The organism is Thiocapsa sp., from assembly GCF_018399035.1.
Lineage (GTDB): Bacteria > Pseudomonadota > Gammaproteobacteria > Chromatiales > Chromatiaceae > Thiocapsa.
Window position 1 is genome coordinate 3,591,128 of the sequence record NZ_CP073760.1, and the last position, 23,136, is coordinate 3,614,263.

General features: G+C 65.4%; 22 protein-coding genes and 1 tRNA gene. 8 read left to right on the plus strand and 15 right to left on the minus strand.

Annotated elements, in window-relative coordinates; all coding sequences use genetic code 11:
• Positions 1–44: 44 nt before the first annotated feature.
• From KFB96_RS16335 to KFB96_RS16375, 9 genes are all read right to left on the minus strand, one after another.
• On the minus strand, positions 45–506 hold the full coding sequence (locus tag KFB96_RS16335) for a type II toxin-antitoxin system YhaV family toxin (RefSeq protein ID WP_213458205.1): 462 nt from the start codon (positions 504–506) through the stop codon (positions 45–47).
• Entirely contained in the window at positions 506–823 is a 318-nt protein-coding gene (locus tag KFB96_RS16340) for a type II toxin-antitoxin system PrlF family antitoxin (RefSeq protein ID WP_213457386.1), read from the minus strand. Before KFB96_RS16340 ends, KFB96_RS16335 begins: the two co-directional genes overlap by 1 nt.
• Before the next feature lie 356 nt (positions 824–1,179).
• Positions 1,180–2,151, minus strand: coding sequence for a reverse transcriptase domain-containing protein (locus tag KFB96_RS16345; RefSeq protein ID WP_213501448.1), 972 nt, complete (start codon positions 2,149–2,151; stop codon positions 1,180–1,182).
• Positions 2,102–2,488, minus strand: coding sequence for a hypothetical protein (locus tag KFB96_RS16350; protein ID WP_213462061.1), 387 nt, complete (start codon positions 2,486–2,488; stop codon positions 2,102–2,104). Before KFB96_RS16350 ends, KFB96_RS16345 begins: the two co-directional genes overlap by 50 nt.
• A gap of 1,179 nt (positions 2,489–3,667) precedes the next feature.
• Positions 3,668–4,198 carry an FkbM family methyltransferase gene (locus KFB96_RS16355; RefSeq protein WP_213457376.1) on the minus strand — a complete coding sequence of 177 codons (531 nt, stop codon included), beginning with the start codon at positions 4,196–4,198 and terminating at the stop codon, positions 3,668–3,670.
• Positions 4,195–4,656 carry a DUF5615 family PIN-like protein gene (locus KFB96_RS16360; protein ID WP_213457374.1) on the minus strand — a complete coding sequence of 154 codons (462 nt, stop codon included), beginning with the start codon at positions 4,654–4,656 and terminating at the stop codon, positions 4,195–4,197. Before KFB96_RS16360 ends, KFB96_RS16355 begins: the two co-directional genes overlap by 4 nt.
• On the minus strand, positions 4,653–4,904 hold the full coding sequence (locus tag KFB96_RS16365; RefSeq protein ID WP_213457372.1) for a DUF433 domain-containing protein: 252 nt from the start codon (positions 4,902–4,904) through the stop codon (positions 4,653–4,655). Before KFB96_RS16365 ends, KFB96_RS16360 begins: the two co-directional genes overlap by 4 nt.
• Positions 4,905–5,237: 333 nt before the next feature.
• Positions 5,238–7,397 carry an AAA family ATPase gene (locus KFB96_RS16370; RefSeq protein ID WP_213457370.1) on the minus strand — a complete coding sequence of 720 codons (2,160 nt, stop codon included), beginning with the start codon at positions 7,395–7,397 and terminating at the stop codon, positions 5,238–5,240.
• Positions 7,398–7,399: 2 nt separating this feature from the next.
• Positions 7,400–7,825, minus strand: a complete 426-nt coding sequence (locus tag KFB96_RS16375) for a hypothetical protein (RefSeq protein WP_213457368.1) — start codon at positions 7,823–7,825, stop codon at positions 7,400–7,402.
• A 50-nt stretch (positions 7,826–7,875) separates the two neighbouring features.
• On the opposite strand from KFB96_RS16375, the gene KFB96_RS16380 reads away from it, so the two are divergent.
• Positions 7,876–8,946, plus strand: a complete 1,071-nt coding sequence (locus KFB96_RS16380) for a WYL domain-containing protein (protein ID WP_300970408.1) — start codon at positions 7,876–7,878, stop codon at positions 8,944–8,946.
• 219 nt (positions 8,947–9,165) lie between these two features.
• Here the strand turns inward: KFB96_RS16380 and KFB96_RS16385 are convergent, their stop codons facing one another.
• The 4 genes from KFB96_RS16385 to hemB form a co-directional block, all read right to left on the minus strand.
• Complete coding sequence (locus KFB96_RS16385; protein ID WP_213457367.1) at positions 9,166–9,852, minus strand: hypothetical protein; 687 nt, start codon at positions 9,850–9,852, stop codon at positions 9,166–9,168.
• A gap of 304 nt (positions 9,853–10,156) precedes the next feature.
• Positions 10,157–11,032 carry an NAD(P)-dependent oxidoreductase gene (locus tag KFB96_RS16390; RefSeq protein WP_213458203.1) on the minus strand — a complete coding sequence of 292 codons (876 nt, stop codon included), beginning with the start codon at positions 11,030–11,032 and terminating at the stop codon, positions 10,157–10,159.
• Positions 11,033–11,037: 5 nt separating this feature from the next.
• A complete protein-coding gene (aroE, locus tag KFB96_RS16395) occupies positions 11,038–11,859 on the minus strand; it encodes a shikimate dehydrogenase (RefSeq protein ID WP_213457365.1) in 822 nt (273 codons plus the stop codon).
• A gap of 146 nt (positions 11,860–12,005) precedes the next feature.
• Complete coding sequence (gene hemB / locus KFB96_RS16400) at positions 12,006–13,019, minus strand: porphobilinogen synthase (RefSeq protein WP_213457363.1); 1,014 nt, start codon at positions 13,017–13,019, stop codon at positions 12,006–12,008.
• A 202-nt stretch (positions 13,020–13,221) separates the two neighbouring features.
• Between hemB and KFB96_RS16405 the strand changes: the two genes are divergently transcribed.
• Both KFB96_RS16405 and KFB96_RS16410 read left to right on the plus strand, forming a co-directional pair.
• A complete protein-coding gene (locus KFB96_RS16405) occupies positions 13,222–13,797 on the plus strand; it encodes a Uma2 family endonuclease (protein WP_213457361.1) in 576 nt (191 codons plus the stop codon).
• Positions 13,798–13,843: 46 nt separating this feature from the next.
• Positions 13,844–14,224 (plus strand): co-chaperone YbbN, encoded by a 381-nt coding sequence (locus tag KFB96_RS16410; protein ID WP_213457359.1) that lies wholly within the window; start codon positions 13,844–13,846, stop codon positions 14,222–14,224.
• 124 nt (positions 14,225–14,348) lie between these two features.
• Here the strand turns inward: KFB96_RS16410 and KFB96_RS16415 are convergent, their stop codons facing one another.
• On the minus strand, positions 14,349–17,594 hold the full coding sequence (locus tag KFB96_RS16415; RefSeq protein WP_213457357.1) for an efflux RND transporter permease subunit: 3,246 nt from the start codon (positions 17,592–17,594) through the stop codon (positions 14,349–14,351).
• Positions 17,587–18,660, minus strand: a complete 1,074-nt coding sequence (locus KFB96_RS16420; RefSeq protein WP_213457355.1) for an efflux RND transporter periplasmic adaptor subunit — start codon at positions 18,658–18,660, stop codon at positions 17,587–17,589. Before KFB96_RS16420 ends, KFB96_RS16415 begins: the two co-directional genes overlap by 8 nt.
• Before the next feature lie 402 nt (positions 18,661–19,062).
• Between KFB96_RS16420 and KFB96_RS16425 the strand changes: the two genes are divergently transcribed.
• The 5 genes from KFB96_RS16425 (at position 19,063) to KFB96_RS16445 (ending at position 22,824) form a co-directional block, all read left to right on the plus strand.
• On the plus strand, positions 19,063–20,880 hold the full coding sequence (locus tag KFB96_RS16425; protein WP_213457353.1) for a long-chain fatty acid--CoA ligase: 1,818 nt from the start codon (positions 19,063–19,065) through the stop codon (positions 20,878–20,880).
• Positions 20,881–20,949: 69 nt separating this feature from the next.
• A tRNA-Gly gene (locus KFB96_RS16430) sits at positions 20,950–21,023 on the plus strand.
• Between the two features lie 55 nt (positions 21,024–21,078).
• A complete protein-coding gene (locus KFB96_RS16435; RefSeq protein WP_213457351.1) occupies positions 21,079–21,405 on the plus strand; it encodes a DUF2007 domain-containing protein in 327 nt (108 codons plus the stop codon).
• A 43-nt stretch (positions 21,406–21,448) separates the two neighbouring features.
• Positions 21,449–22,555: an A/G-specific adenine glycosylase gene (gene mutY / locus KFB96_RS16440; protein ID WP_213457349.1), complete on the plus strand. Its 1,107-nt coding sequence runs from the start codon at positions 21,449–21,451 to the stop codon at positions 22,553–22,555.
• The gene (locus KFB96_RS16445; RefSeq protein ID WP_213457346.1) at positions 22,552–22,824 is read left to right on the plus strand and encodes an oxidative damage protection protein; all 273 of its coding nucleotides are present in this window, start codon (positions 22,552–22,554) and stop codon (positions 22,822–22,824) included. The genes mutY and KFB96_RS16445 overlap by 4 nt, the downstream gene beginning before the upstream one ends.
• Positions 22,825–23,136: the final 312 nt, after the last annotated feature.

Below are 23,136 nucleotides of genomic sequence, written 5' to 3' on the forward strand. Positions count from 1 at the left end.
GCTATACCTCTTCGGGAAGAAATAGGGGGAATAACCGGGACAGGTCACAATTGACCTGTCGACCAATCCGACTGGCTCACAGCAACCAGGCTATCCCAATCATCTGGCGGATTCCCTCGCTCAAGCATCTTCTCGAATGTGGCGTAAGGATCGGACTTGCTACCTGCCGCCCGCAGCGTCTGCTCATCGTTGACCCAGGCGAACACGATGGTCTTTGCTCTGGAATCGTAGCGGAAGAACAGGCGGAACCGCCGTCCGACCTTCGCGCGTCGCCAATGCCGATAGGCTGGACCAAGGGTGTTGCCTTGGCGGTATTCGTCCCGCGCGGGATCGCTCGGCACGGTCTCCAGGATCAACTGGCTCAACGCACGAAACAGCTTGACATTGGCATTGCGCTCAAAGTCCATCGGAGCGTTGCGCTCGGCACGTGCCGCGGCGGCTTGCAGCTTTTGAAGCTGCTCGACGATGCAACCATGGAACAGGAGCACCCATCCGTGACGCTGGATCAAAGTGCCACGTCTCCCTCAATGTCTTCATCGAAGTCCACGGCGTGACCGGCGCTTGCGAGCATGGCCCGGGCAAGCTCCACGGGTAATGCTCCGACGTGCTTACCGGTGCGGATGTCCGCTTCCAGGAGACTCAGAAACGCTCCGATCGCCGGATCTTGATGCTCGGACTCAGCGCGGGTGACGATGACCTCGCCGCCACGCAGCTCGAAGGCCACCTTGCCACCAGTGGTCACACCCAGCGTCTGCCGGATGGACTTGGGCAGGGTGATCTGGCCCTTGGAGGTCAGGGTGGCAATTTCGTGGATGCCAGTCATGACATTTACCCCTTATCATAATAACAGCACAAATGTAAGGAAAACGCCTTACGCTGTCAACCGAGAGCCTGGGTAGAGTAGAGGGCAGGTGTCCCGTGACGGTAGATCCGGCCTATCTGTTGCCGCCCCTTTCGTTTGGCGGTGCCTCACTAGCCGAACCCTGGTCCCGGTAGCCAGCCCTCCCTCATCAGTAGGGTCGGGAACTGGCGCGCCGACGTTAGGGTCCGGTGGGACCTCCAGCACTTTCGTGCTGGCCCTCAGTCCGGCTCCCATGATCACGTTTCCAGCCCCCGCCACGTCAAACCCGGCGTGCCGTTTTCCGGCACCGGGCTTTCCTGCCGACTTCACATCCAGGGTTATGAGACCTCTTGCACTGGGAGCGCTTTCGGCTTACGCAGCCCGATTCGGTACCCGTCGTAGAGCCCGAGCACCTCGTATAGCCACGTCCTACTCCACCTCTTCCAGCCAAAGCCCTGACGCTGACGCGCGCGCATTAAATGGCGCCGAATCTTCTTCTCCACCCAATCTTGGACATACCCGAAACAGCGACTGGAGTGCCCCACCCGAAAGTAGCCTACCCACCCCCTGAGGATCGGATTGATCAAGGCGATCACCCGATCGATCGGCTGCGAGCGGTAGCGGCGGAACACGTCCTTGAGGCGTTGCAGGATCGCGGTACGCGCCTTCATCCGTGGCGTGTAACGCGCGCCCCAGACCCCGCGCCGAGTCTTGGCCCGGCGGAAGTCAAAGCCCGGGAAGCTGAATGCCCCTCCCTGGCTCAGGTCCAGTCGTCGTGTCTTGTCTTGATTGAGTTGCACATCGAGCTTGGCCAACTCCTCGACCAAGCGTCGCCAGGCCGCGTCCTCGAGCCAGTTCCACCGGCGATACCCATCGACCAAGATCACCAGGTCATCGGCATAACGGGCATACTCGATATAGGTATAGCGTCCGTTGCGGGTGACCTCCTTGGCCCGCTCCAGCATCCGGTCGACCTCGTTGAGGTAGAGGTTACTGAGCAGGGGTGAGATCACACCGCCTTGCGGAACGCCCCGCTTGCCACTGGCCTTGAGGATACGCTTGAGCAAGCCCAAGACCTGATCATCGCGGACCCGCTCCGCCACCTTCCCCAAGAGGAGATCGTGACGAACCGTGTCGAAGTACGACGCCAGGTCCACATCAATCACATAGGTCTTGTTGCTCACAATCGCCTCGGCCACGCGCTGCACGGCTTGATGCGCCGTGCGCTTGGGTCGGTATCCATAGCTTCCATCCTGGAAGTCAGCCTCGAAGATCGGCTCCAGAATCAGCTTGAGCGCCCCCTGGACCACGCGATCGCGAATGCAGGGAATCCCGGGACGCGCATGCGCCCGTCTCCCTGGGAATCTCCCGGCGGCGATTCGGTTGCGGTCGGTAGGTTCCGGTGACCAGCTCATCCCGGATGCCTTGCAGAAACGCCTCAACGCCAGCCGCCTCGATGGCCGCGAACGTCACCCCGTCACTGCCGGGGGCACCGTTGTTCGCTTTCGCCATCGCATAGGCCGCGTGCAGGGTCTCCTCTTTGCACACGTGGACGTAGAGTCCCCAGAAGCGCCAGGCCGGTTCAGCCTTCGCCTTGATGTAGATCCTCTTCCTCAGGTCTTGCAGATCGATGGGCGTCGTTGTCATCTCGCCCCTGCCTCCCGTCTTGTTTAAGGATTGCCAACAGTAGGGCGCCTTCGCTCCACGGACATTACCCCGCTTCAGCGCTACTACGCGCCCATCCGCCACCCGCTCGCCTTCGGTCCACTTCCCGGTGTCGCCGGTTATAGGACCTACCTTGCTCCGGGGATTTCGCCCTGGGGCGAGACGGGCTTCTCCAGTTGCTTAGCGTGCCCTTGCCACCATGCCGTCGCTACTCACCCCGCCGAAGTGGTCGGATCGTCTCGGTCAGACTTCGACCCGCCATGCTGCCTTCGCCCCACGGTTGCAGGCTCGGCCTTCGGAGCTACGCATTGTCGAGGCCATCATTGCGTTCACTGTTGTTACGGCCTGGTGACTCGCCACCTCCCCAAGGACGGTGCTGTCGATCGGCTTCAGGGTCTTGGTCTCCCGCCACCCTGCGATCCAAGCTACGGGGCTCCTGACTGTTACCCCGGCAGGACTGTCTCCTGCTGAACACGCCAGCCTTCGCTGGACACACAACCGTGCATACAGTTCTCCCGTACACGGCTTTCCGATGTGCGTCACTGCCGAGCATGCGCTGCACTCCAGCAAGCTTGGCTCGACAATCAAGCGTCCGCCACAGCGTCCTGATCATTATTGGAGTGGCTAGCGACAAGGTCGCAATCTCCTGATCCTCCGCGCTTTGGATGCGTGCACAAAGTAGGGCTCCTTTCCTCGGGCCGGGTTATGTTGTCCCAGGCCCTCAAACGGTACTATGAGCCCCTCCGACTCCCGTGACGGCCCGCGTCGACTTCGGACTCGCCTTATACGGCACGGTTGACGGTTCTGCGCCGCCACCGTCACGGGTCTCCCGCACTGGGACTGATCAACTTCCACCACATGCCACCCCTGCTACCCCGGAAGAATCGATGGGACGCTCTCGTTGTCTCTTCCCACCGGCGGCGGCCTTCCCCTTCTGACCACAGGGTCGGCTTCTTCGATTAAGTGACGAGGCTACCTCTAGGTTCGCTTGCGCTGCGGCCTGCGGTTTTGCACCCACGAAACTCACGACCCTTGGTTACCCAAACGCCGCTCCGGGGCACTACAATGGTGTACGAGCAACTCCATCGGCGGGACTTAGACCCGCAAGTTAATCAGCCTGTTACGGCATACGGTCAGGTCTTGACATGTGCCTATTTTCGCTCATGGGTTTGGTTCGGGCGTGCTGGAAGTTCGGCGCCGAAACAGCAGGTCCGCCTGCACCGGCTCACCCTGGTGGACATGGGTATTGAAGCGCCCGTCCAAGCCGAACCCGGCGTCGATCAGAAAGCGCTCGATTTCCTCGTGCAGGGCCTGGCCCTCGTAGAGCTCGACATAGACCGCATCGACGTTCGGCAGCAGATCGGTGGCGCCCTTGAGCACCTCCAGCTCGAAGCCTTGGACGTCGATCTTCAGCAGCACGGGCCGCGTCAGGGGTGTCGGGAGACAGGCATCGAGACGCTTGATCGGCACGCGCAGCTCGCCGGATTCTTCCATCCCGTAGATGGCCTTCTGGCGTGCGCCCAAGGCCAGAAGGGAGGAGGAGTCGGTGCGGGTGGCGAGATGCATGCGGCCTTCGCCGGGGGCGGCTCCCAAGGCGCAGTCGTGGATCTCGGCCTGTCCGCGGGTGACGCGGGCGAGCTTGGCGCGGGGTCCGGGAAGCGGCTCGAAGCAGATCAGCCGGGCCTTGGTCAACGGGTGCGGGCGTAGACGGCGAATTGGCCTTTGTTGGCGCCGACGTCGATGACGGTGGCGAAACGGTCGCGTCCGAGGGCGACGTCGTGGTCCAGCGTGCCGGCCACGCCGTGCAGCAGTGCGGGCCAGCAGGCGGGGCTTTGTAGAAGCTTGGCGTACTTGCGCAGACGGGGCGACATGTCGCGGGTCCTTGTCTTGTCGGGGGGATTCGGGGGCTGGCGACCAGGGATGTTGACCAGCCGGACGATGCCGCGATGCGGTTTGCCGTAGACAATGGCCAACTCGCCAAAGTCTTTATCAAGGGTGATCAGAACACAGCCTTCGTCATAAGCCCTGCGCATGATCTCCTCGTCGCCCGGGTCGGGATCGGTCTCGCCCATCCAGCGCACATCGTGCCCGGCCGCGGTCAAGACCGCGGTCGTCCCGCCCCAGACGCAGGTGTCCAGCAGGAGCTTCATGCCGCTGCGTTGACGATCAGTGGCTCAACCCGTTCATGCTCAACCAACCGATGTGCATAAGCCAAACAGGCGAGGATGTCCTCCTGCTCCAACCAGGGATAGCCTTCGATAAGGGTCTCGAAATCATCACCGGCCGCAAGCATTCCCAGGACATGCTCTACTGCCAGTCGACAGCCGCGGATGATCGGTTTACCGCCGAAGATGGCTGGATTGACCGTGATGCGTTCCAACAGTTGGTTTTCGTTCATCGTAAGGCACTCTTATCGATTGATTGTCGATGACCGGTTACGCGTGCGTGCTGTCTTATCGCCTGGGGATTCTCCGGTTGTTGGTTTGCTTGCCGAGAAATCTTTCGTGACTCCGACCGTCGTCGCACGTGGCGCGGAGCGCCAAGGGCATGCGTGACACCGCGGAGCGGGTGTCACGAGTCCCTTGAGGTCTGGGTGGCCGGTCTCATGGGCGAGGCCCTTGCCACTTCCATCCCGGAACCTGTCGGCTCCGACAGTCAGTCGCGGGGATCTTCATCCGCGCCGACATGATTCCGCTTGATCTCGGCGACGGGCTCCCGCGCCCCAGGGACGTCAGACCACGCTGTGCCGAGCCTCCCCCTTCATCCGACACTCCCCAGCCAAACGCCGCAGAAACTGCTCCGGCGTGAGCGTCTCGGCCAGGAGTGTACGCTGCCGAGCGACGGTCGCGAAGTCGCCGGGCGTGAGCGTCTCCAGTGTCGCAAGGTGCCGCGCGAGATCGGCCGGAACCGGGACGGCGGCATCCCCGAGGGCCTCGCGCGCGAAGAGCGCAAGCCGCTGTGCCGGTGCGAGCGCCCGAAAATGCAGCTTGAAGTCGAACCGCCGCAGTGCTGCAGGATCGATCCCGGACATGAGGTTGGTGGCGGCGACGAAGATGCCGGGATACTGCTCCATCTGCTGGAGCAGCTCGTTGACCTGGGTGCGCTCCCAGCTGTGGCGGGCCTCGCGTCGGTCGCCGAGGAAGCTGTCGACCTCGTCGAGCAGCAGCAGGCTGTGGGCGGGGTCGCTGTCGCGAAAGAGCCGGGCGAGGTTCTGCTCGGTCTCGCCGACGTAGGGGGAGATCAGATCGGAGGCGCGGCGGGCGATCAGCTCGCGATCCAGCGCCTCGGCGAGGATCTCGGCGAAGGCGCTCTTGCCGGTGCCGGGCGGGCCGTAGAAGCAGAGGCTGGCGTGGCCGGTGCGATCGAGTGCCTGGACGATCGCGCTCGGGGCGATCCCGCCGGCGAGGTTGAGGAAGGCGACGTCGAAGGCGATGCCGGGGCGGCGCCGCGGCGGGGTCGGGGCGCCGTGCAGGAGGCTGCGCATCGCGGCGAGTCCGTGGCGCACGGTCGGCTCCGGGGCGCTCTCCGGGCGCAGCTCGAGCAGGCGTCGGGCGGCGCCCAACTGTGCCGGGGCCAGGGCGGCATCGTCCGCCAGCGCGTCGAGCAGGGCCGGCGGCAGGCCGCAGTCGCCGAGGTGTGACTCGGCGATGCGTCGGCGCACCGAGCGCGGCGGGGTGGTGCAGGCGAGCGGCAGCAGGAAGCGGCGCAGGAAAGCCGGATCCATGCCGTCGGTACTGTTGGTGATCCAGATCGCGGGGACCGGGTTGTCTTCCAGGGTGCGGTTCATCCAGCCCTTTTGGTGTCCCGAACCGGCGCGACCACGCAGCAGGGCGATAAAGTCATCGTCGGTCTCGAAGACGTCCTCGACCTCGTCGAAGATCAGCAGGGCATCGCGACGCCGTTCGAGCAGGCGTTGGGCGAGCAGATAGGCCGAGAGCCGACCCTTGCGCGAGAGCCCGTCGCCGTCCTCGTCGGCGCTGCGCACCTGATAGGCGCGCAGCCCGCAGGCGTCGGCCAAGGTGCGGGCCAGCTCGGTCTTGCCGGTGCCGGGTGCGCCGTGCAGCAGGGCGTTGACGCCGACGGCGCCGCTCGTCGCGGCGTGACCGAGGACCGCTTGCAGGTGCGCAAGCGCGTCGGCGAGATGGGGAAAGGCACTCGGCGGCCAGGCGGCGGCGGGTGCCGGCTCGATCAGGATGGCGAGGAGTGCCTCGGCATCCGTCGGCTCGGCATCCAGCAGCTCGCGCAGCAGGCTGGTCGGGCGGACGAAGTCTTCCAGGTCGCAGGGATCGCCGGTGTAGTCGAGCAGACCGAGGCGACGCAGCGGGGCTTGGCGGGTCAGGGCCTCGCGCAGGACGCGCTCGGGGATCGCGAGGGCCGCGCTCAGGCGCGGCCGATTGATGCGCGCGGTGGCCTGCTCGTAGCGACGCAGGACGAACCGCAGCGGCTCGTGGGCGTCGCACTCGACGAGATAGGCGAGGATCTGCAGATCGGTCGGATCCAGTCCGAGGCTCTCGCCGAGGATCGCGAGCACGGGCGGCGTCGGCTCCGCCGTGTCGGCTGACGCCAGACGGGTCAGGAGGCTGCGCGGGATGCCCTGGAGCAGCCGACGCAGACGCCCGCGCAGGACGGCATCGTCTGCCGGTTGCAGGGCGTCGTCGTCGGCGTCCGCCCAGGCGTCGTCCGGATCGCGACCGACGGCGTTGGCCAGGAAGGCCGCCACCTGCTCGGGCTCGAACAGCGGCAGACAGAGGGTCCAGAGCGCGCCGAGTGTGGAGCGGTCGTCGAGCTTGGGGTGTGCGCGCACCAGTTGCAGGGCATAGCGCGCGGCCCGCCGCGCCGAGGCCGGCACGGCGGCAAAGTCCTTGCGCCAGAGTGTGCGGGGTTGGGGCATGCTCAGACCTCCCGTGTCCAGGGTTGCAGACGGCGACCGTCGAAGTGCCAGGTCAGCAGCTCGCCGCGGGCCGGACCGCTGTCGATGAAGAGACCGAGGACCAGGTCGAGCGGCTCGTTGAAATAGGTGCTCCCGGACTCGCGCTCGCCGTCGACGACGGGCGGATCCAGCACCTCCATGACCACGGCGGGCTGACCGTAGCGCGGGATACGGCGGTTCTTCAGGCCCGTTTTCCAGGTCACCAGATCGCCGACCGCAAAGGTGTGACGCTCTTGAAAGGAGCGGCAGCGTTCGGCGAGGGCCGCGCCGATGTCGCCGCTGAGATCGTCGAGCGGCTCGTTGTCGAGCAGATCCTGCGGATGCTCGTCGCTCAGGCCGATGCGGGCGAGCAGCTCGCGCGAGGAGAGTGAGCGGTCGTGTCGGGACATGATGGAGACCTCGTCGGTGGGGCGGATTCGGCGACGGGATCCATTTGACCATGGGCATGCGTCACACCCTGTCGTACACTCGGCACATGAGCGCCATCCACACCACCCGTGTCGACCGTCTCGATCGCTTGGAGCGCCTGCTGCCGCGGGAGGTGTCCTCCGTCGAGTCCTGTCCGGACGGTGCGCGTCTGCTCGGGGTCCTCGGCGATGCCTACGGCGCGCAGAACGAGAAGGCGCGTCGGCGCGCACTGCAGCGCGATCTGGACGAGTTGGTGAAGGACGGGCGGATCGAGGCGGTCAACCCCGGCGGCAAACCGCTGCGCTATCGGCGCCTGACGGATGACTTGAACGACGACCCGCCGGTCCTGCACTACGCGCTGCAGCAGGTCCGCGACCTGATCGCCGAGTATGTGCCCATGCGCCAGCTCGATCGGTTCTGGCAGCGCGTGCTCACCGAGGTCGAAGGTCCGGTGCTGGACCGCACCCGGCTGCGGATCGTGCCGGATACGCTGCGGCTGCAACCCGTGGAGCTCCACCCGAAGGTGTTGAGCGCGGTGATCGAGGCATTGGCGCAAGGCCGTGCGCTGGATGTCACCTATCGCAACGCCGAAGACTTGTGCGCACCGGCGCGCATCCATCCGCAGGCGCTCCTTCAGCGCGGCCCGATCCCCTATCTCTTTGCGCTGAAGAACGACGAGGACGCGCCCGTGCGTCTCTATGCCCTGCACCGGATGGTGCGGGCGGATGTCGCGAGCGACACGCCCGCGCGGGCTGCCGCCGGATTCGACCTGGACCAGGCCATCGCACGCGGTCAGGCGGATTTCGGTCAGGGCGAGCTGATCGATCTGGAGCTGCGGGTCCGCGGGTATCTGACCACGGTGTTGGCCGCCTGTCCGCTTGAACCCGGCCAGTGGTTCGAGGACGAGCCCGAGGGTTCCACGTTCGATCTGCGGGTGTCGGCGCGGGTGCCCTCCACGGGGCAGCTGCTGCGCTGGTTGCTCGGGGCGGGGGACAACGTGGAGGTCATCTCCCCGCTCGACTTGCGCCATGTGGTGGCGGTACAGGCGGGGAAGATGGCGGCGATCTATGCCGATTCGCCCGGAGCGAGCGACGAGGTTTGAAGGACCTGCCTTCGGGGCCTTGTTCCGGACTTAAACCGCGTCCAGAGCGAGATGCTCACTTTCGAGTGAGCTCGAAGTTTGGAGAATCCACGAACCTTAGCGGGGGACGCGGTTAAATTTTATATTTTTTAATACTTTAAACCGCGCCGGCTCCAGCGGTCGTCAAGTCTGCCTGGGCCGATCCCATCCAAAAACATCACATATCGCACTGGGCGCGGTTTAGTGGCGTGGAGCGTCTTCTACCCCGAGACTTGCAAGGATCAGATCGAGACGCCGGCGCGCCGCCGCGACATCGACGCCGTGCGCGGCGCGCTCTTCGAGCAGACGGATGGCCTGCTCCGCGAGCTCGGCGCATTGCTCGGGGTCGAGGATCTGCAGCACCGCAGCGACCTCGTCGAGCGTCGCCGAGAGGACGGCCGGGGCGAGCTGGTCCGGGCCGATCGGCGACGCGGGGTGGAGCAGATCGGCCACCAGGGGTTGCTCGAGCAGGCGAAAGTGGATCTCGCGAGCCTCTTCCTCTTCGGCAAGCTCCTGTCGGGCGAGCGGATCGACACCCGCGGCACGCTTGACGGCCTGCATGATGAGGGCGATGAGCTTGCGGATCGCCGTGCGTTCCTCGGTGTGAGTCTCCGGCAGCCCGAATGACTGCTCGTATTGGCGCTCCAACGCTTCCTTAAGACCCAGAACAACCTCGCTGCCTGCATCCGGCGGCAGCGCCACGGCCTTTTGGACGAGCGCGCGGAAGTCCCGGCGGAAGCCTTCCATCTCCTCGTGATCCGCCTGTTGTGCCGCCAGCAGATCCTCGGGCGGGACCTCTTTTGGTGGCCAGGCGAAGAGGGGGTTCTCGTGTCGACGTCTCAAATGACGCTCGCGCCGACCGGGTTTGTGGGTGAAGGGGAGCTCCATGGGGATCTTGACACCTTGTAAGCTGGTATGTGGTCGAGAGGATCGCGATCGCTGCGTCGACCGTTCCACGTCATTAGGGCCGTTGTGCCGAGCCGTGCGAGGCACAGCCAACCGTCGGCGGACGTTGTTCTCCCTAACTTCAGCACAACACACGACAACACAACCATGTATCGGTCGCGTCGGAAATTCGGTTCGCGCAGCCTTTAATCCGACACTCCGTGGCACGGCGGGTGGCTGAGAGCCTTGTGCCGGTTCTGATCCTCGGCGCTCTTTGCTTAAAGGGTTCATATGGCTCTGTCGTGGGTCACGCCTTCGAGGATGCCGAAGGGCTCACGACCTCATAGAGCGCCGAGTAGTCCTGATCGGCGAGACCCGCGGCCACCGCATCGGCGCAGACCGCCTCGATTGCCGAGATCACGCGGGTGTCCAGGCTCGCGCTCTCGCCGACGCGCGCGAAGAGGCGGACGTCCTTGAGCAGGTGCTTGAGCGGGAAGCTCGCGCCGGCGTAGTCGTGGCTCAGATATTTGTCGAGCTTCTTGTCGAAGGTCTTGGCGTGGAGTGCGCTGCCGCGCAGCAGGGTCATGAACTGCTCGACATCGATGCCCTCGCGGCGCACCAAGGCGAGGCTTGTCGCGAAGCTGGCGGTGAGCCCCGCGATCAATTGGTTCATGGCGAGCTTGAGGGCCGCGGCTTGTCCGGTCGGACCGATCCACTGTGGGTCGCGGCTCAGGTCGCGCAGGAGCGGCCGACAGCGCTCGAAGAGATCCCGGTCGCCTCCGGCCATGAGGATCAGGGTGCCCTCGCGTGCCTCGGGCAGACTTCCGAGCACCGGTGCTTCCAGGTAGTTGCCGCCGAGCGCGGTGACCCGTTCGGCGATCGCTCGGCTCTCCTCGGGCGCGATGGTGCCCATCTGGATGAGAACACGCCCGCGCAACTCGAGCGGGTCGGCCAAATCGAAAAGGGTTCCCGTGATTGCGACCGCATCGCTCAGGACGAGGAGAACCAACTCGGAGGCCGCGACGGCCTCGGCGGGTGACAGCGCCAGGTCGAGCCCACGGCGCGCCGCCGCGTCTCGATTGGTCCGGCCTCGGTTCCAGCAGATGACCTCCCGCCCCTGTCGCTTCAGCCTCAGGGCGATCTCCGAACCCATCAGACCCAGGCCCAACACGGCAGTCTTCATCATCTCTACTCCGGGTGTCGTAGCATTGCGATGACGGCGGCGGTGTCCGGACGGACGCCGCGCCACAACCAAAAGGACTCGGCCGCCTGCTCGATCAGCATACCCAGTCCGTCGAGCGACCGGGCGGCGCCATGCCTCTGTCCCCAACGACGAAAGGCGGTCGGCGTGTCTGCGTAGAGCATGTCGTAGGTCCAGCCGCCCGTCGCGAGACAGTCCTCGGGGATGGCCGGGACGGCGTCGCTCAAACCGGCTGATGTGGCATTGATGATGAGGTCGAATCGCTCGCCGTCCAACTGATCGAAGCCGCGTGCCTGTGCAGGTCCGAACGGGGCGCCGAGATCGGCGAGCTGTTGGGCCTTGACGGCGGTTCGGTTGGCGATGACCAAGCGGGCGAGGCCGCTCTCGAGCAGCGGCACCAGCACGCCGCGCGCCGCACCGCCGGCCCCGAGCAGCAGGACCTGCGTGCTCCGGAAGCGAAAGCCGTGGTTGTCCGCGAGATCACGGACGAGACCGACCCCGTCGGTGTTGTCGCCACGGAGTCTGTCGTCGTCGAGTCGAATCAACGTGTTGACGGCGCCCGCGATCTCGGCGCGCTGCGAGCGCTCGTCCGCGAGCGCCCAGGCGTCCTCTTTGAAGGGCACCGTGACGTTGAGTCCGCGCCCGCCGCTCGCGAGGAAACGCCGGACCTCGCCGGGGAAATCATCCGGATCGCCGAGGATGCGCCCGTAGTCGAGATCCTGGCCGGTCGCGCGTGCGAAGGCGGCGTGGATCAGCGGTGATTTGCTGTGGGCGATAGGGTTGCCGATGACGGCGTAGTGGTCCGGCATGGGCGTGTGGCGGCCTCTGGTGTGAATCGAGATGGAGCTTCCTACCTCCTCATATCGGGCGATCTCCGGAGAAGGAAGCGCAACCGGGTAGGGGCGACTGAAGTCGCCCCTACATCGCCTACATCGCCTACATGGCCGGCGGCATCCTAACGGCCCAGCCAGCGGGCGACGTCCTTTGCGTAGTAGGTCAGGATGCCGTCGGCACCGGCGCGTTTCATCGAGACCATGGCTTCCAGCACGACGGCGCGCTCGTCGAGCCAGCCGTTCATGCTGGCGGCCTTGAGCATCGCGTATTCGCCGCTCACGTGGTAGACGAAGGTGGGCGCGCCGAACTGGTCCTTGATGCGTCGTACGATATCCAGATACGGCATGCCGGGCTTGATCATCACCATGTCGGCGCCCTCGGCGAGGTCCAGGGCGACCTCGTGCAGGGCCTCGTCCGAGTTCGCGGGGTCCATCTGGTAGTTGTATTTGTTGCCCGAGCCCAGGTTGCCCGCCGAGCCGACGGCGTCGCGGAAGGGGCCGTAGTAGGCGGATGCATACTTGGCGGAGTAGGCCAGGATGCGGGTGTGGATGTGACCCTCGGCCTCGAGCGCGGTGCGAATGGCACCGATCCGCCCGTCCATCATGTCCGAGGGTGCGACGATGTCGGCACCGGCCACGGCGTGCGAGACCGCCTGGCGGACCAACACTTCGACCGTCTCGTCGTTCATGACGTAGCCGGTCTCGTCGATCAGACCGTCCTGACCGTGCGTGGTGAAGGGGTCGAGTGCGACGTCGGTGATGATCCCGAGATCCGGCACCGCGGCCTTCAGCGCACGCACCGCGCGCTGCGCAAGACCGTCGGGGTTGAACGCCTCGCATGCGTCGAGCGACTTGACCTCCGGCGGGGTCACCGGGAAGAGCGCCATCGCCGGGATGCCGAGGCGCTGGACCTCGATCGCGTCTTCCACCAAGAGATCGATGCTCAGACGCTCGACCCCCGGCATGGAGGCGACCGACTCGCGCTGCCCGGAGCCTTCCAGCACGAAGACCGGATAGATGAGGTCATCCGGTGTCAGGGTGGTCTCGCGCATCATGCGACGCGAGAAGGCGTCGCGCCGCATGCGGCGCATACGGGTAATGGGAAAGGCGGCACGATGGGTGTCACGATCGGGCATGGGATGGCCTCGGGGTCGGCTCCGGCGCGGCCGGGACCACCCCGGCGCTCAGGGCCGTTACAATAGCTCAGGCGCTCGGATGGCTCCAGTGCGGCAGCTGCAGCACCATACGACTCGACGCCGAGATGGCCTGCACCATAGCCGCACAGTTTCAGGCGGGCGAGTATGCTTCACAGATGAATCCGTCATGGGAGTCCGAGCCATGTCCGCGTACCCGAAGACCCGCCCGACACTCTACGAACAGCTGGAAGCCTTGCCCGAAGGCTTGACGGGCGAAATACTCAACGGCCAGCTCTACACCCAGCCGCGCCCGAGTGGTGCACACGTGGTGACTGCGTCGGCTTTGGGCTACGAGCTGTTCGGCCCGTTTCAAAGAGGGCGCGGCGGCCCCGGAGGCTGGTGGATCATCGACGAGCCCGAACTGCACTTCATCCACGACACCGAGGTCGATGTGCCTGACCTTGCCGGATGGCGTCGCAGCCGATTGCCGCGGATCCCGCAGGATCATCGCTTCACCGTGGTACCGGACTGGGTCTGCGAGATCCTCTCGCCATCTACCGAGAGCAAGGATCGCGAGGTGAAGATGCCGATCTATGCGCACTTCGGAATCGCTTACGCCTGGTTGATCGATCCCCGGGCCCATACGCTGGAGGCCTACGCCTTGGATGGCGGCGACTGGCGCGAGATCGGACGGTTTGCGGGCGGCGCACAGGTGTCGGTTGCGCCGTTCGATGCGGTCACGATTGCCTTGGGCGATCTGTGGGCGCCGACCGAGTAGCTGCGCGGGTGATTCGAAGACTGAAAACGAGAAGGACAAGCTCTCCATGACAAGCCCGGGCGAACCGTCTGCGCATCTCGTCGATGTCGATCTCGACGGCTTTCAACATGAGGTTCTCGACGCGTCCGAGGTCCGGCCTGTCTTGGTGGACTTCTGGGCCGACTGGTGTGCGCCCTGTCATGCCTTGGCGCCTCACCTGGGGCGGGTCGTCGCGGATCTCGACGGGCGGATTCGTCTCGCCAAGATCGAGGTCGACGAGGGCGAAAACATGAAGCTCGCAGGGCAGTACAAGTTGCGCGGCTTCCCGACCGTGATCCTCTTCTATCGCGGTGCCGAGCTGGCACGCTTCAGCGGTGCGCGGTCTCGCCACGAGATCCTCGATTGGCTGCGGATCCATCTCCCGGCGGGGACGAGCCTTTCGGCGTGAATGGCTATGTCGGAGCGGGCGGACGGTGCGGCCGTGATCCTGCTTCGGGGGGATTGAGCAGAGTCCCGAATAGATCGGGATCCGGGGCAGGACGCCCCGGATCCCGACCCGGCTTCCGATCACATTAGCCCGTCGCGGTCCGGATCCACTCCACGCGCGTGCGCATCACGCCGTAATAGACCACCGGGATGACGACCAGGGTCAAGAGGGTCGAGACGAACAGACCGAACAACAGCGACACCGCGAGCCCCGAGAAGATGGGGTCATCCAGGATGAAGAGCGCCCCTGCCATGGCCGCAGCGGCGGTCAGTGCGATCGGCTTGGCGCGCACCACGGCCGAGTTGATGACGGCCTCCTCGAACCCTCTGCCCTCGCGCACCTGCTGGTTGATGAAGTCGACCAACAGGATCGAGTTGCGCACGATGATGCCGGCGAGCGCGATCATGCCGATCATGGAGGTCGCCGTGAACTGTGCACCCATTAGCGCATGGCCGGGCATGATGCCGATAATCGTCAGCGGGATCGGCGCCATGATCACCAGCGGCACCAGGTAGCTGCGGAACTGGGCGACCACCAGCAGATAGATGAGGAGCAGTCCCACGCCGTAGGCGATGCCCATGTCGCGGAAGGTCTCGTAGGTCACCTGCCACTCGCCGTCCCATTTGAGGCTGTACTCGTAGGGGTTTGCCGGTTGCTGGATGAACCACTGCTCGAGGCCCTGCTCCTCGGCGAGTCGATCCGAGATCTCGAACATCCCGTAGAGCGGGCTGTCGGTCTCGCCGGCCATATCGGCGGTGACATAGACCACGGGCATCAGATCCTTGTGATAGATGCTGTGCGTGCGCTCGGTCTCCCGGACCTCGACGATCTCTGAGAGCGGCACCAGTGCACCCGACATCGAGAGCACTCGCAACGCCAGCACCTGATCCAGGTCGGCCTTGTCCGCCTCGCTGAGCTCCACACGGATCGGCACGGCATATTTCACGTTCTGACAGTGCTGATAGCTCATGTCCTCGCCGTCGAGGAGCGTGGACAGTGCTTGGGCGACGGTACTTTGGGGCACGCCCAGGCGCGATGCCTTGGTGCGATCCACCACGACGACCAGCTTGCGCGAGGGGTGCTCCACCGAGTCGTCGACATCGACGATGTCGGGCGTGGACTCGAAGATCTTGCGGACCTCTCGAGCGACTCGGATCTGTCCGTCGTAGTCCAGCCCGTAGATCTCCGCGACCAGGGGCGAGAGCACCGGCGGGCCGGGCGGGATCTCGACGATCTTGGCGTTGCCGCCGTACCGCGAAGCGACCTCCTGCAGTGGCGCGCGCATGCCGGCGGCGATCGCGTGACTCTGCAGGTCGCGGTGATGGCTGTCGACGAGGTTGACCTGGATGTCGCCCAGGTGCGCGCCCTCGCGCAGATAGTACTGGCGCACCAAGCCGTTGAAGTTGATCGGCGCGGCGGTACCGGCATAGATCTGGAAGTCGGTGACCTCGTCGACGGTGGCCAGAAAATCGCCCATCTCGCCCAGCACCCGCGCCGTTTGCTCCAGGCTGGTCCCTTCGGGCATGTCGAGCACGACCTGAAATTCGCTCTTGTTGTCGAAGGGCAGCATCTTGAGGATCACGACCCGGCTGGTGACCAGCGAGATCGAGCCCGCGATCAGAATCAGGATCCCGGCCAGCAGCAGCCAGCGGTTGAGGACCCCTTTGCGCCCGACCAGGAAGGGCCCGATGACGGTGTGGAACAGGCTGCCGAGACGCCCGCCCGCATGGGCCGCATCCGGATCATCGCCGTGCGGCGCATGTCCGGCGCCCGCGGCGTGGCGTTTGCCGAGCATGGCGTTCGCCATCCAGGGCGTGAAGACGAAGGCGACGACCAGCGAGATCAGCATGCCCATCGATGCGTTGATGGGGATCGGGCTCATGTAGGGCCCCATCAGTCCGCTGACGAAGGCCATCGGCAGCAGCGCGGCGATGACGGTGAAGGTCGCGAGGATGGTCGGTCCGCCGACCTCGTCGACCGCCTTGGGCATGAGGTCGAGCAGCTTGGCTCTGCTCATCGCCATGTGTCGGTGGATGTTTTCCACCACCACGATGGCGTCGTCGACCAGGATGCCGATGGAGAAGATGAGCGCGAACAGCGAGACCCGGTTGAGCGTAAAGCCCCAAGCCCAAGAGGCGAAGAGCGTCAGAGCCAAGGTCACGACGACGGCCGCGCCGACGATGAGTGCCTCGCGCCAGCCGATGGCAAGCCAGACCAGCAGCACCACCGAGGCGGTCGCGAAGACCAGCTTGGTGATCAGCTTCTGCGCCTTGTAGTCGGCCGTGGCGCCGTAGTTGCGGGTGACCGTGACCTGGACGTTGTCCGGGATGAAGGTGCCTTCAAGATGTGCGAATCGCTCGATGACCTGCTCGGCGACGGCGACGGCATTCACACCCTCCTGCTTGGCCACCGCGATGGTGACGGCCGGGGTGCTGCCGGACAGGTCGAGATCCGTATGGACCGCGCCCGCGCCGGTACCCATCCGCACATAGGCTGAAGGTTGTTCAGGGCCGCGTTCCAGGGTCGCCACATCGCTGAGATAGACGGGTCGCCCGCCGTGCAGGCCGACGACCAACTGGTGCAGCTCCTCCGGGCAGGTCAGGAAGGTGCCGGCCTGCACGAGGATCTCCTCGTTGTCGGCGGTCACCGTGAGGTTGTCCCTGATGACATTGCCGGCCTGCAGAGAACGTCGCAGGTCGCTCAGGTCGATTTGGTAGCCGGCAAGCGCCTGCGGGTCCAACCGCACGCGCACGATCTGGGACGGCGCGCCGACCGTGTAGACGTCGCGCGTGCCGGGTACCCGCTTGATCTCCTGCTCGAGCGCGTGGGCGACCTGCCCCAGCTCGAAGGCGCCGACGTCCGGGTCTTGGGACCAGAGTGTCGCGGTGATGATGGGGACATCGTCGATCCCTTTCGGTTTGACGATCGGGGTGCCGACACCCAGGTTCGGCGGCAGCCAGTCCTGGTTGGCCAGCACCTTGCTGAAGAGCCGTACCACGGCGTCGGTATTGTCTTCGCCGACACGGTATTGGACGGTGACCACGGCCATGCCGGGGCGCGACACCGAGAAGACGTGCTCGACACCCTTGATCTCGGAGAAGACCTGCTCGGCCGGTCCGGCGACCAGGTGCTCGACCTCGCTCGCCGAGGCACCCGGGAAGGGGATGAAGATGTCCGCAAAGGTGACGTTGATCTGCGGCTCTTCCTCGCGCGGCGTGACGAGGATCGCGAACAACCCGAGCAGCAGGCCGACGACGGCCAGCAGCGGGGTGATCTCGGTGTTCTGAAAGCGTCGGGCGATGCTGCCCGAGATGCCGAGCTGCTCAGCCATGGTCTTGTCCCGCCTCGGCGCCGGCGCTCGACTGCGACTTCAAGGCGACGCCCGCGGCGATCGGGTCGAGCGCGACCCGCTCGCCTTCGCCGAGCCCGGCGAGCACGACGACGCCGCCATCGACGGCCCGTCCGAGCCGGATCTGGCGAAAACCGACTCGCCCCTCGGCGTCCACCACATAGACGGCGGTCACCTCGGAGCGCTGCACGACGGCCTCCGACGGGATGGTCAGCTCCTGCTTGGCGCCGATCTCGAAGGCGGTCTTCACGAACATGCCGGGAAAGAGGCCTTTCGTGCCTTCCGGCAGATCGAGCCGCACGGTGAAGGTGTTGGAGCCCATGTCCGCGAACGGAAAGATGGTGAAGCGATCCGACTGGATGATCTCCTCGGAGCCCAGATAGATGCGAGCCGTCCCGCCGTCGCGCACCGAGGGGATGACGCTCTGGGGAACGTCGACGATCACACGCAGCTGATCGAGCGAGATCCCGCTCATGACCTGTTGACCCGGGCTCGCCGTCTCGCCGACCTCGATATGACGATGGGTGACGATGCCCGAGTAGGGGGCGCGGATCTGGGTGTACTCCAACTGCTCCTGCGCCTGCTCGAGCCGCGCGGTGGCGGATTCGAGCTCGGCTTGGGCCGCGGCAAGATCCGCCTTCGCCTGGTCCATGGCGGACTCGGAGACATTCTTTTTCTCGAACAGACCGATGACGCGGGTGTATTCCTCTTGCGTCTGCTCCAATCGCGCCGAGGCGGACCTCGAATCGGCGGCGGCTTGGGCCACCCGTGCGCGGTGCTCGGTATCCTTCAAGCGGGCGACGATCGCGTCCTTCTCGACGAAATCCTCGACATCGAACAGGATCTCTTGGACCTGTCCCGTGGTCTGCGCCGAGACGGTGGTGCGATTGATGGCCTCGACGACCCCGTCCAGTCGATACTCGCGCGGCAGGGTTTGGTACTTGGCAGGCGCGGTGTCCAGCGCGGCGGTCTCGGCGGCGTGAAGGGTCGGCGCCGCAAGCGCCGCGAGGCCGGCGAGGGCCGGTATGAGCCAGGGGACGAGGGGCATGGTGGCGGTCCTCTAAAGTATTAGGTTTTACTTATATTAACAGAATTTATTTGCAAAACAAGGCGATTGCTGCGTTTTCCGGATCCTGTACCCAAGCGGCGCGTCACCGGGATCGGGGCCGCCATGAGCTGTCGCAATCCGACCAGAGGGTAGCAGAGGCCAGGCGTTCGCCGGAGGATTTTCGGGTTGCGTCGGCGTGCGCCGCCCATCGGCTCCGCTGCGCATCCTGCCTCGATGCGACGCTGGTGCCGAAGGCCCTGCACGGAGACAATAGAGCAAACAAGAGAAACCCGGTCCTGCTCCCATGCCCTGCATGAGCAGCGATGCCCCGATCGCGGGCACGCGCCGGAGAATCGAGACGCCGCCTCTCTGCGTGGGTCGGCGAGACCAGGAGGATAGCCCGTGAGCCGATGGTCCGAGGACCTGATCCCGATCGAGCGCGCCAAGACCCTGGACGGGCTCTTCGTTCAACGCGTCAAGCGCTCGCCGACGCGGGTTGCCTATCGCCATTGCGAGCGCGATGGCGGGTGGGCCGAGCTGACCTGGGCCGAGACGCGCGAGCGGGTGGCACGCTGGCATCGGGCGCTCGCGGCCGAGGCGCTCGAAAGCGGGGACCGGGTCGCCCTCCTGCTGCGCAACTGCCCCGATTGGGTGGTGTTCGATCAGGCTGCGCTGTCGCTCGGGCTGGTCACGGTGCCCCTCTACACGGACGACCGGGCCGAGAACGCGGCCTATATCCTGCAGGACGCGGCAGTCAAGCTGTTGCTGATCCACGATGCCGGGCGTTGGAAGCGGTTGGCCGACAGTCTCGGCGATGCGCCCTTTCCGACGCGCGTCGTGATCCTGGAATCGAGTCCCGCGGCACACGAGATTGCGGCCGAGGACCCCCGAGTGGTGATCGCCGAGGATTGGCTGCCGCAGACGGCGCCGGAGCTTGTGCAACGTGACGGCGATCCGGATGCCTTGGCGACCATCGTCTACACCTCCGGCACCACCGGGCGCCCCAAGGGTGTCATGCTCAGCCACCGCAACATCCTGGGCAACGCCCACGGCGCATTGACCGTGATCGATTGCTACCAGGAGGATCGGTTTCTCTCCTTTCTGCCGCTGTCTCATATGCTCGAACGCACGGGCGGCTATTACCTGCCGATGATGGCCGGGGCGACGGTTGCCTTCGCACGATCCGTGGCGCAGCTCGCCGAGGACATGCAGAGCATTCGTCCCACCGTCATCATCGCCGTCCCGCGGGTCTTCGAGCGGGTCCACCAGCGCATCCAGGACCAACTCGAGGCACGCCCGGCGCCCGCGCGCTGGCTATTCCGGCTCGCCGTCGCCGCGGGGTGGCGGACCTTTCTGCGTGAGCAAGGGCGCGGCGGCTGGCACCCTTTGATGCTGCTCTGGCCGTTGCTGCGCCGCAAGGTCGGCGATCAAGTCCTCGCCAAGCTCGGTGGAGCGCTGCGTGTCGCCGTGAGTGGCGGTGCGCCCCTGCCGGCCCCCGTCGCGCACACCTTCATCGGTTTGGGACTGCCCCTGCTGCAGGGCTACGGTTTGACCGAGACCAGTCCCGTCATCAGCTTCAATCCGCTCAAGGACAATATCCCGGAAAGCGTGGGTGTGCCGCTGCGCGGGCTCCAGTTGCGCATCGGGGCGCAGAAGGAGCTGCTCGTGAAGGGCGAGAACGTGATGCTCGGCTACTGGAACAACCACGCGGCCACCGCCCGGGTCCTGACACAGGATGGTTGGCTGCACACCGGCGATCAGGTGCGTCTGGAGCACGGACACATCTACATCACCGGACGTCTCAAGGACATTCTGGTCTTGTCCAACGGCGAGAAGGTCCCGCCCGCAGACCTCGAGATGGCGATCGCGATGGACCCTTTGTTCGAGCAGGTGGTTGTACTCGGCGAGGGACACTCCTATCTCACGGCCTTGCTGGTGTTGAACGCGGACCTCTGGCCCGGACTGGCGCGGGAGCAGGGTCTGGATCCCGAGCGCCCGGAAAGCCTGCGCGATCCTCGGATCAACAAGCTGATCCTCCAGCGGATTCGTTCGGCGCTGCACGATTTTCCGGGGTATGCCAAGATCCGGCGCGTGACCCTGACGCTCGAGCCCTGGTCCATCGACAACGGTTTGCTGACGCCGACCATGAAGGTCAAGCGCGCCATGGTCGTCACGCGCTATCGCGACGAGATCGAGGGGATGTACGGGATGGATTCCTGATCGAACCGGGGGCGGATCCGGTCGCGATCTTGATTGCGCGGCGTGCAGCGCCTACACTAACCCATCAAAGCGGGTGTAGTTCAATGGTAGAACTTCAGCTTCCCAAGCTGATAGCGTGGGTTCGATTCCCATCACCCGCTCCATCTTCCCCCGCTCCGCACACCGCTACCGCGGCGATCGTGCCGGTCCCGTAGCCCCATGCAGCGCATCTATCAGGCTCGAGATCGCATCGAGGCTCAACTTCTGTTGGACTTTTTGGATCGCCATCTCGTCGAAGCCGTCATCCTGGGCGACTATCTCGCGGGTGCCGCGGGCGGTCTGCCTGCCGACATCGGTCCCACGCTCTGGGTCGTGGAAGACGGCGACCTCGAACGCGGACGCGAGCTGCTCGGTCGGTTTCAGGCCGATGCACGGCGCCCGAGCAATGCCGCGACCTGGCTTTGCAGCGGTTGCGGCGAGTCGGTGGACGGTGATTTCGACATCTGCTGGAACTGCGGGCAGCCGCGCGCCGAGACCGGATCGTGACGGAAGCAAGCCTGACCGGTCGAGCCGAGGATGGCGCAAGGCCATGAGCACAGCCACCTCGGAGTGGTTCGGCGAGGCCGTGCTCGGCTGGTTCGATCGGCACGGGCGCAAAGATCTGCCCTGGCAACGCGACCCGACGCCTTACCGGGTCTGGGTCTCGGAGATCATGCTCCAGCAGACGCAGGTCGCGGTCGTGACCCCCTATTTCGAGCGTTTCGTCGCGCAGTTTCCGACGGTGGCGGAACTTGCCGAGGCGTCGGAGGATCGTCTGATGGCCCTCTGGTCAGGGCTCGGCTATTACGCCCGTGCCCGCAATCTCCATCGTGCCGCCGGTCTGATTCGCGATCTGCACGGCGGGGTGTTCCCCGTGACGATCGAGCCCTTGCTCGCGCTCCCCGGCATCGGCCGCTCCACCGCCGGTGCGATGCTCTCGCTCGCCTTGGACCAACCCCATCCGATCCTCGACGGCAATGTGAAGCGGGTGCTGGCGCGCGCCTTCGGCGTCGAGGGTTGGCCCGGCCAAAGCACCGTGCTCGAGCGGCTCTGGTCACTGGCCGAACGGCTCACGCCGCCGAGCCGGGTCGGCGCCTACAATCAGGGCATGATGGATCTGGGCGCCACGCTCTGCACCCGTCGCGCCCCGGCCTGCGGGCGCTGTCCGGTCTCTGAGCGGTGTGTTGCGCGCCGCTCGGACCGTCAGGCCGGGCTCCCGACACCCCGCCCGCGCCGCAGCTCGCCGCAGCGCGAGACCCTGATGCTCCTCCTCGTCGATCCGGCCGGCGAGATCCTGCTGGAGCGTCGGCCCAAGAGCGGGATCTGGGGCGGACTTTGGAGTCTGCCCGAGATTGCGCCGGGCGCCGATCCGCGCGACTGGTGTCTCGCCCGCCTCGGTGTTCCACCCGCGCGGGTTGAAATGATCGGGGCACGCCGTCACACCTTCTCCCACTTCAATCTGGATATCCGGATCGCGCTCGTGCAGCTCGACGCGACACCCGATCGCATTGCCGACGACGCCGATCGGCGCTGGCTGAGCCGGGCCGATCTCGCTGCTCTCGGCACGCCCGCGCCCGTGAAAGGCATCCTGGACCACTTTCAAGCCGGCCGAGCGCAACCGCCCGTTCGTCCGTCACCACACGGAGACTTCTCATGACTTACATGGTTCACTGCGTCAAGCTCGGCCGCGAGGCCGAGGGCCTGGATCGGGCGCCCTATCCGGGCGAGCTCGGCAAGCGCATCCACGCCAACGTCTCCAAGCAGGCCTGGCAGGACTGGCTGCGCCACCAGACCATGCTGATCAACGAGAATCGTCTGAGCCCGATGGATCCCAAGTCGCGCAAATTTCTCGAAGAGCAGATGGATAACTATTTCTTCGGCGAAGGCGCGGAGATGCCCGAGGGTTACGTCCCGCCGAAAAGCTAGCGGAGCGGTGCAGAGATTCCGAGCCCGTCCGAAATCATTTTCGTGGTCGTTGTCTTGGTCGTTGTCGTTGTCGTTGTCGTAATCGACCATCGCTACGACAACGACAACGACCACGACAACGACAAGGAACGGTCTCGACACATCTGCCGTGCTGCACTAGCAGCGTGTCGCCGGGATGCACGGCGCGAACACCCGCCTTGCCGATCCCCCCCTGCGTTGTTAGATTAGCTCGCCGTTTTCCGATGGATTTCCCGGAGGATCCTGATCCAGGATGCCCGCGGGAGAGCCGGCGATCTCCTCTATCTCCCGCAA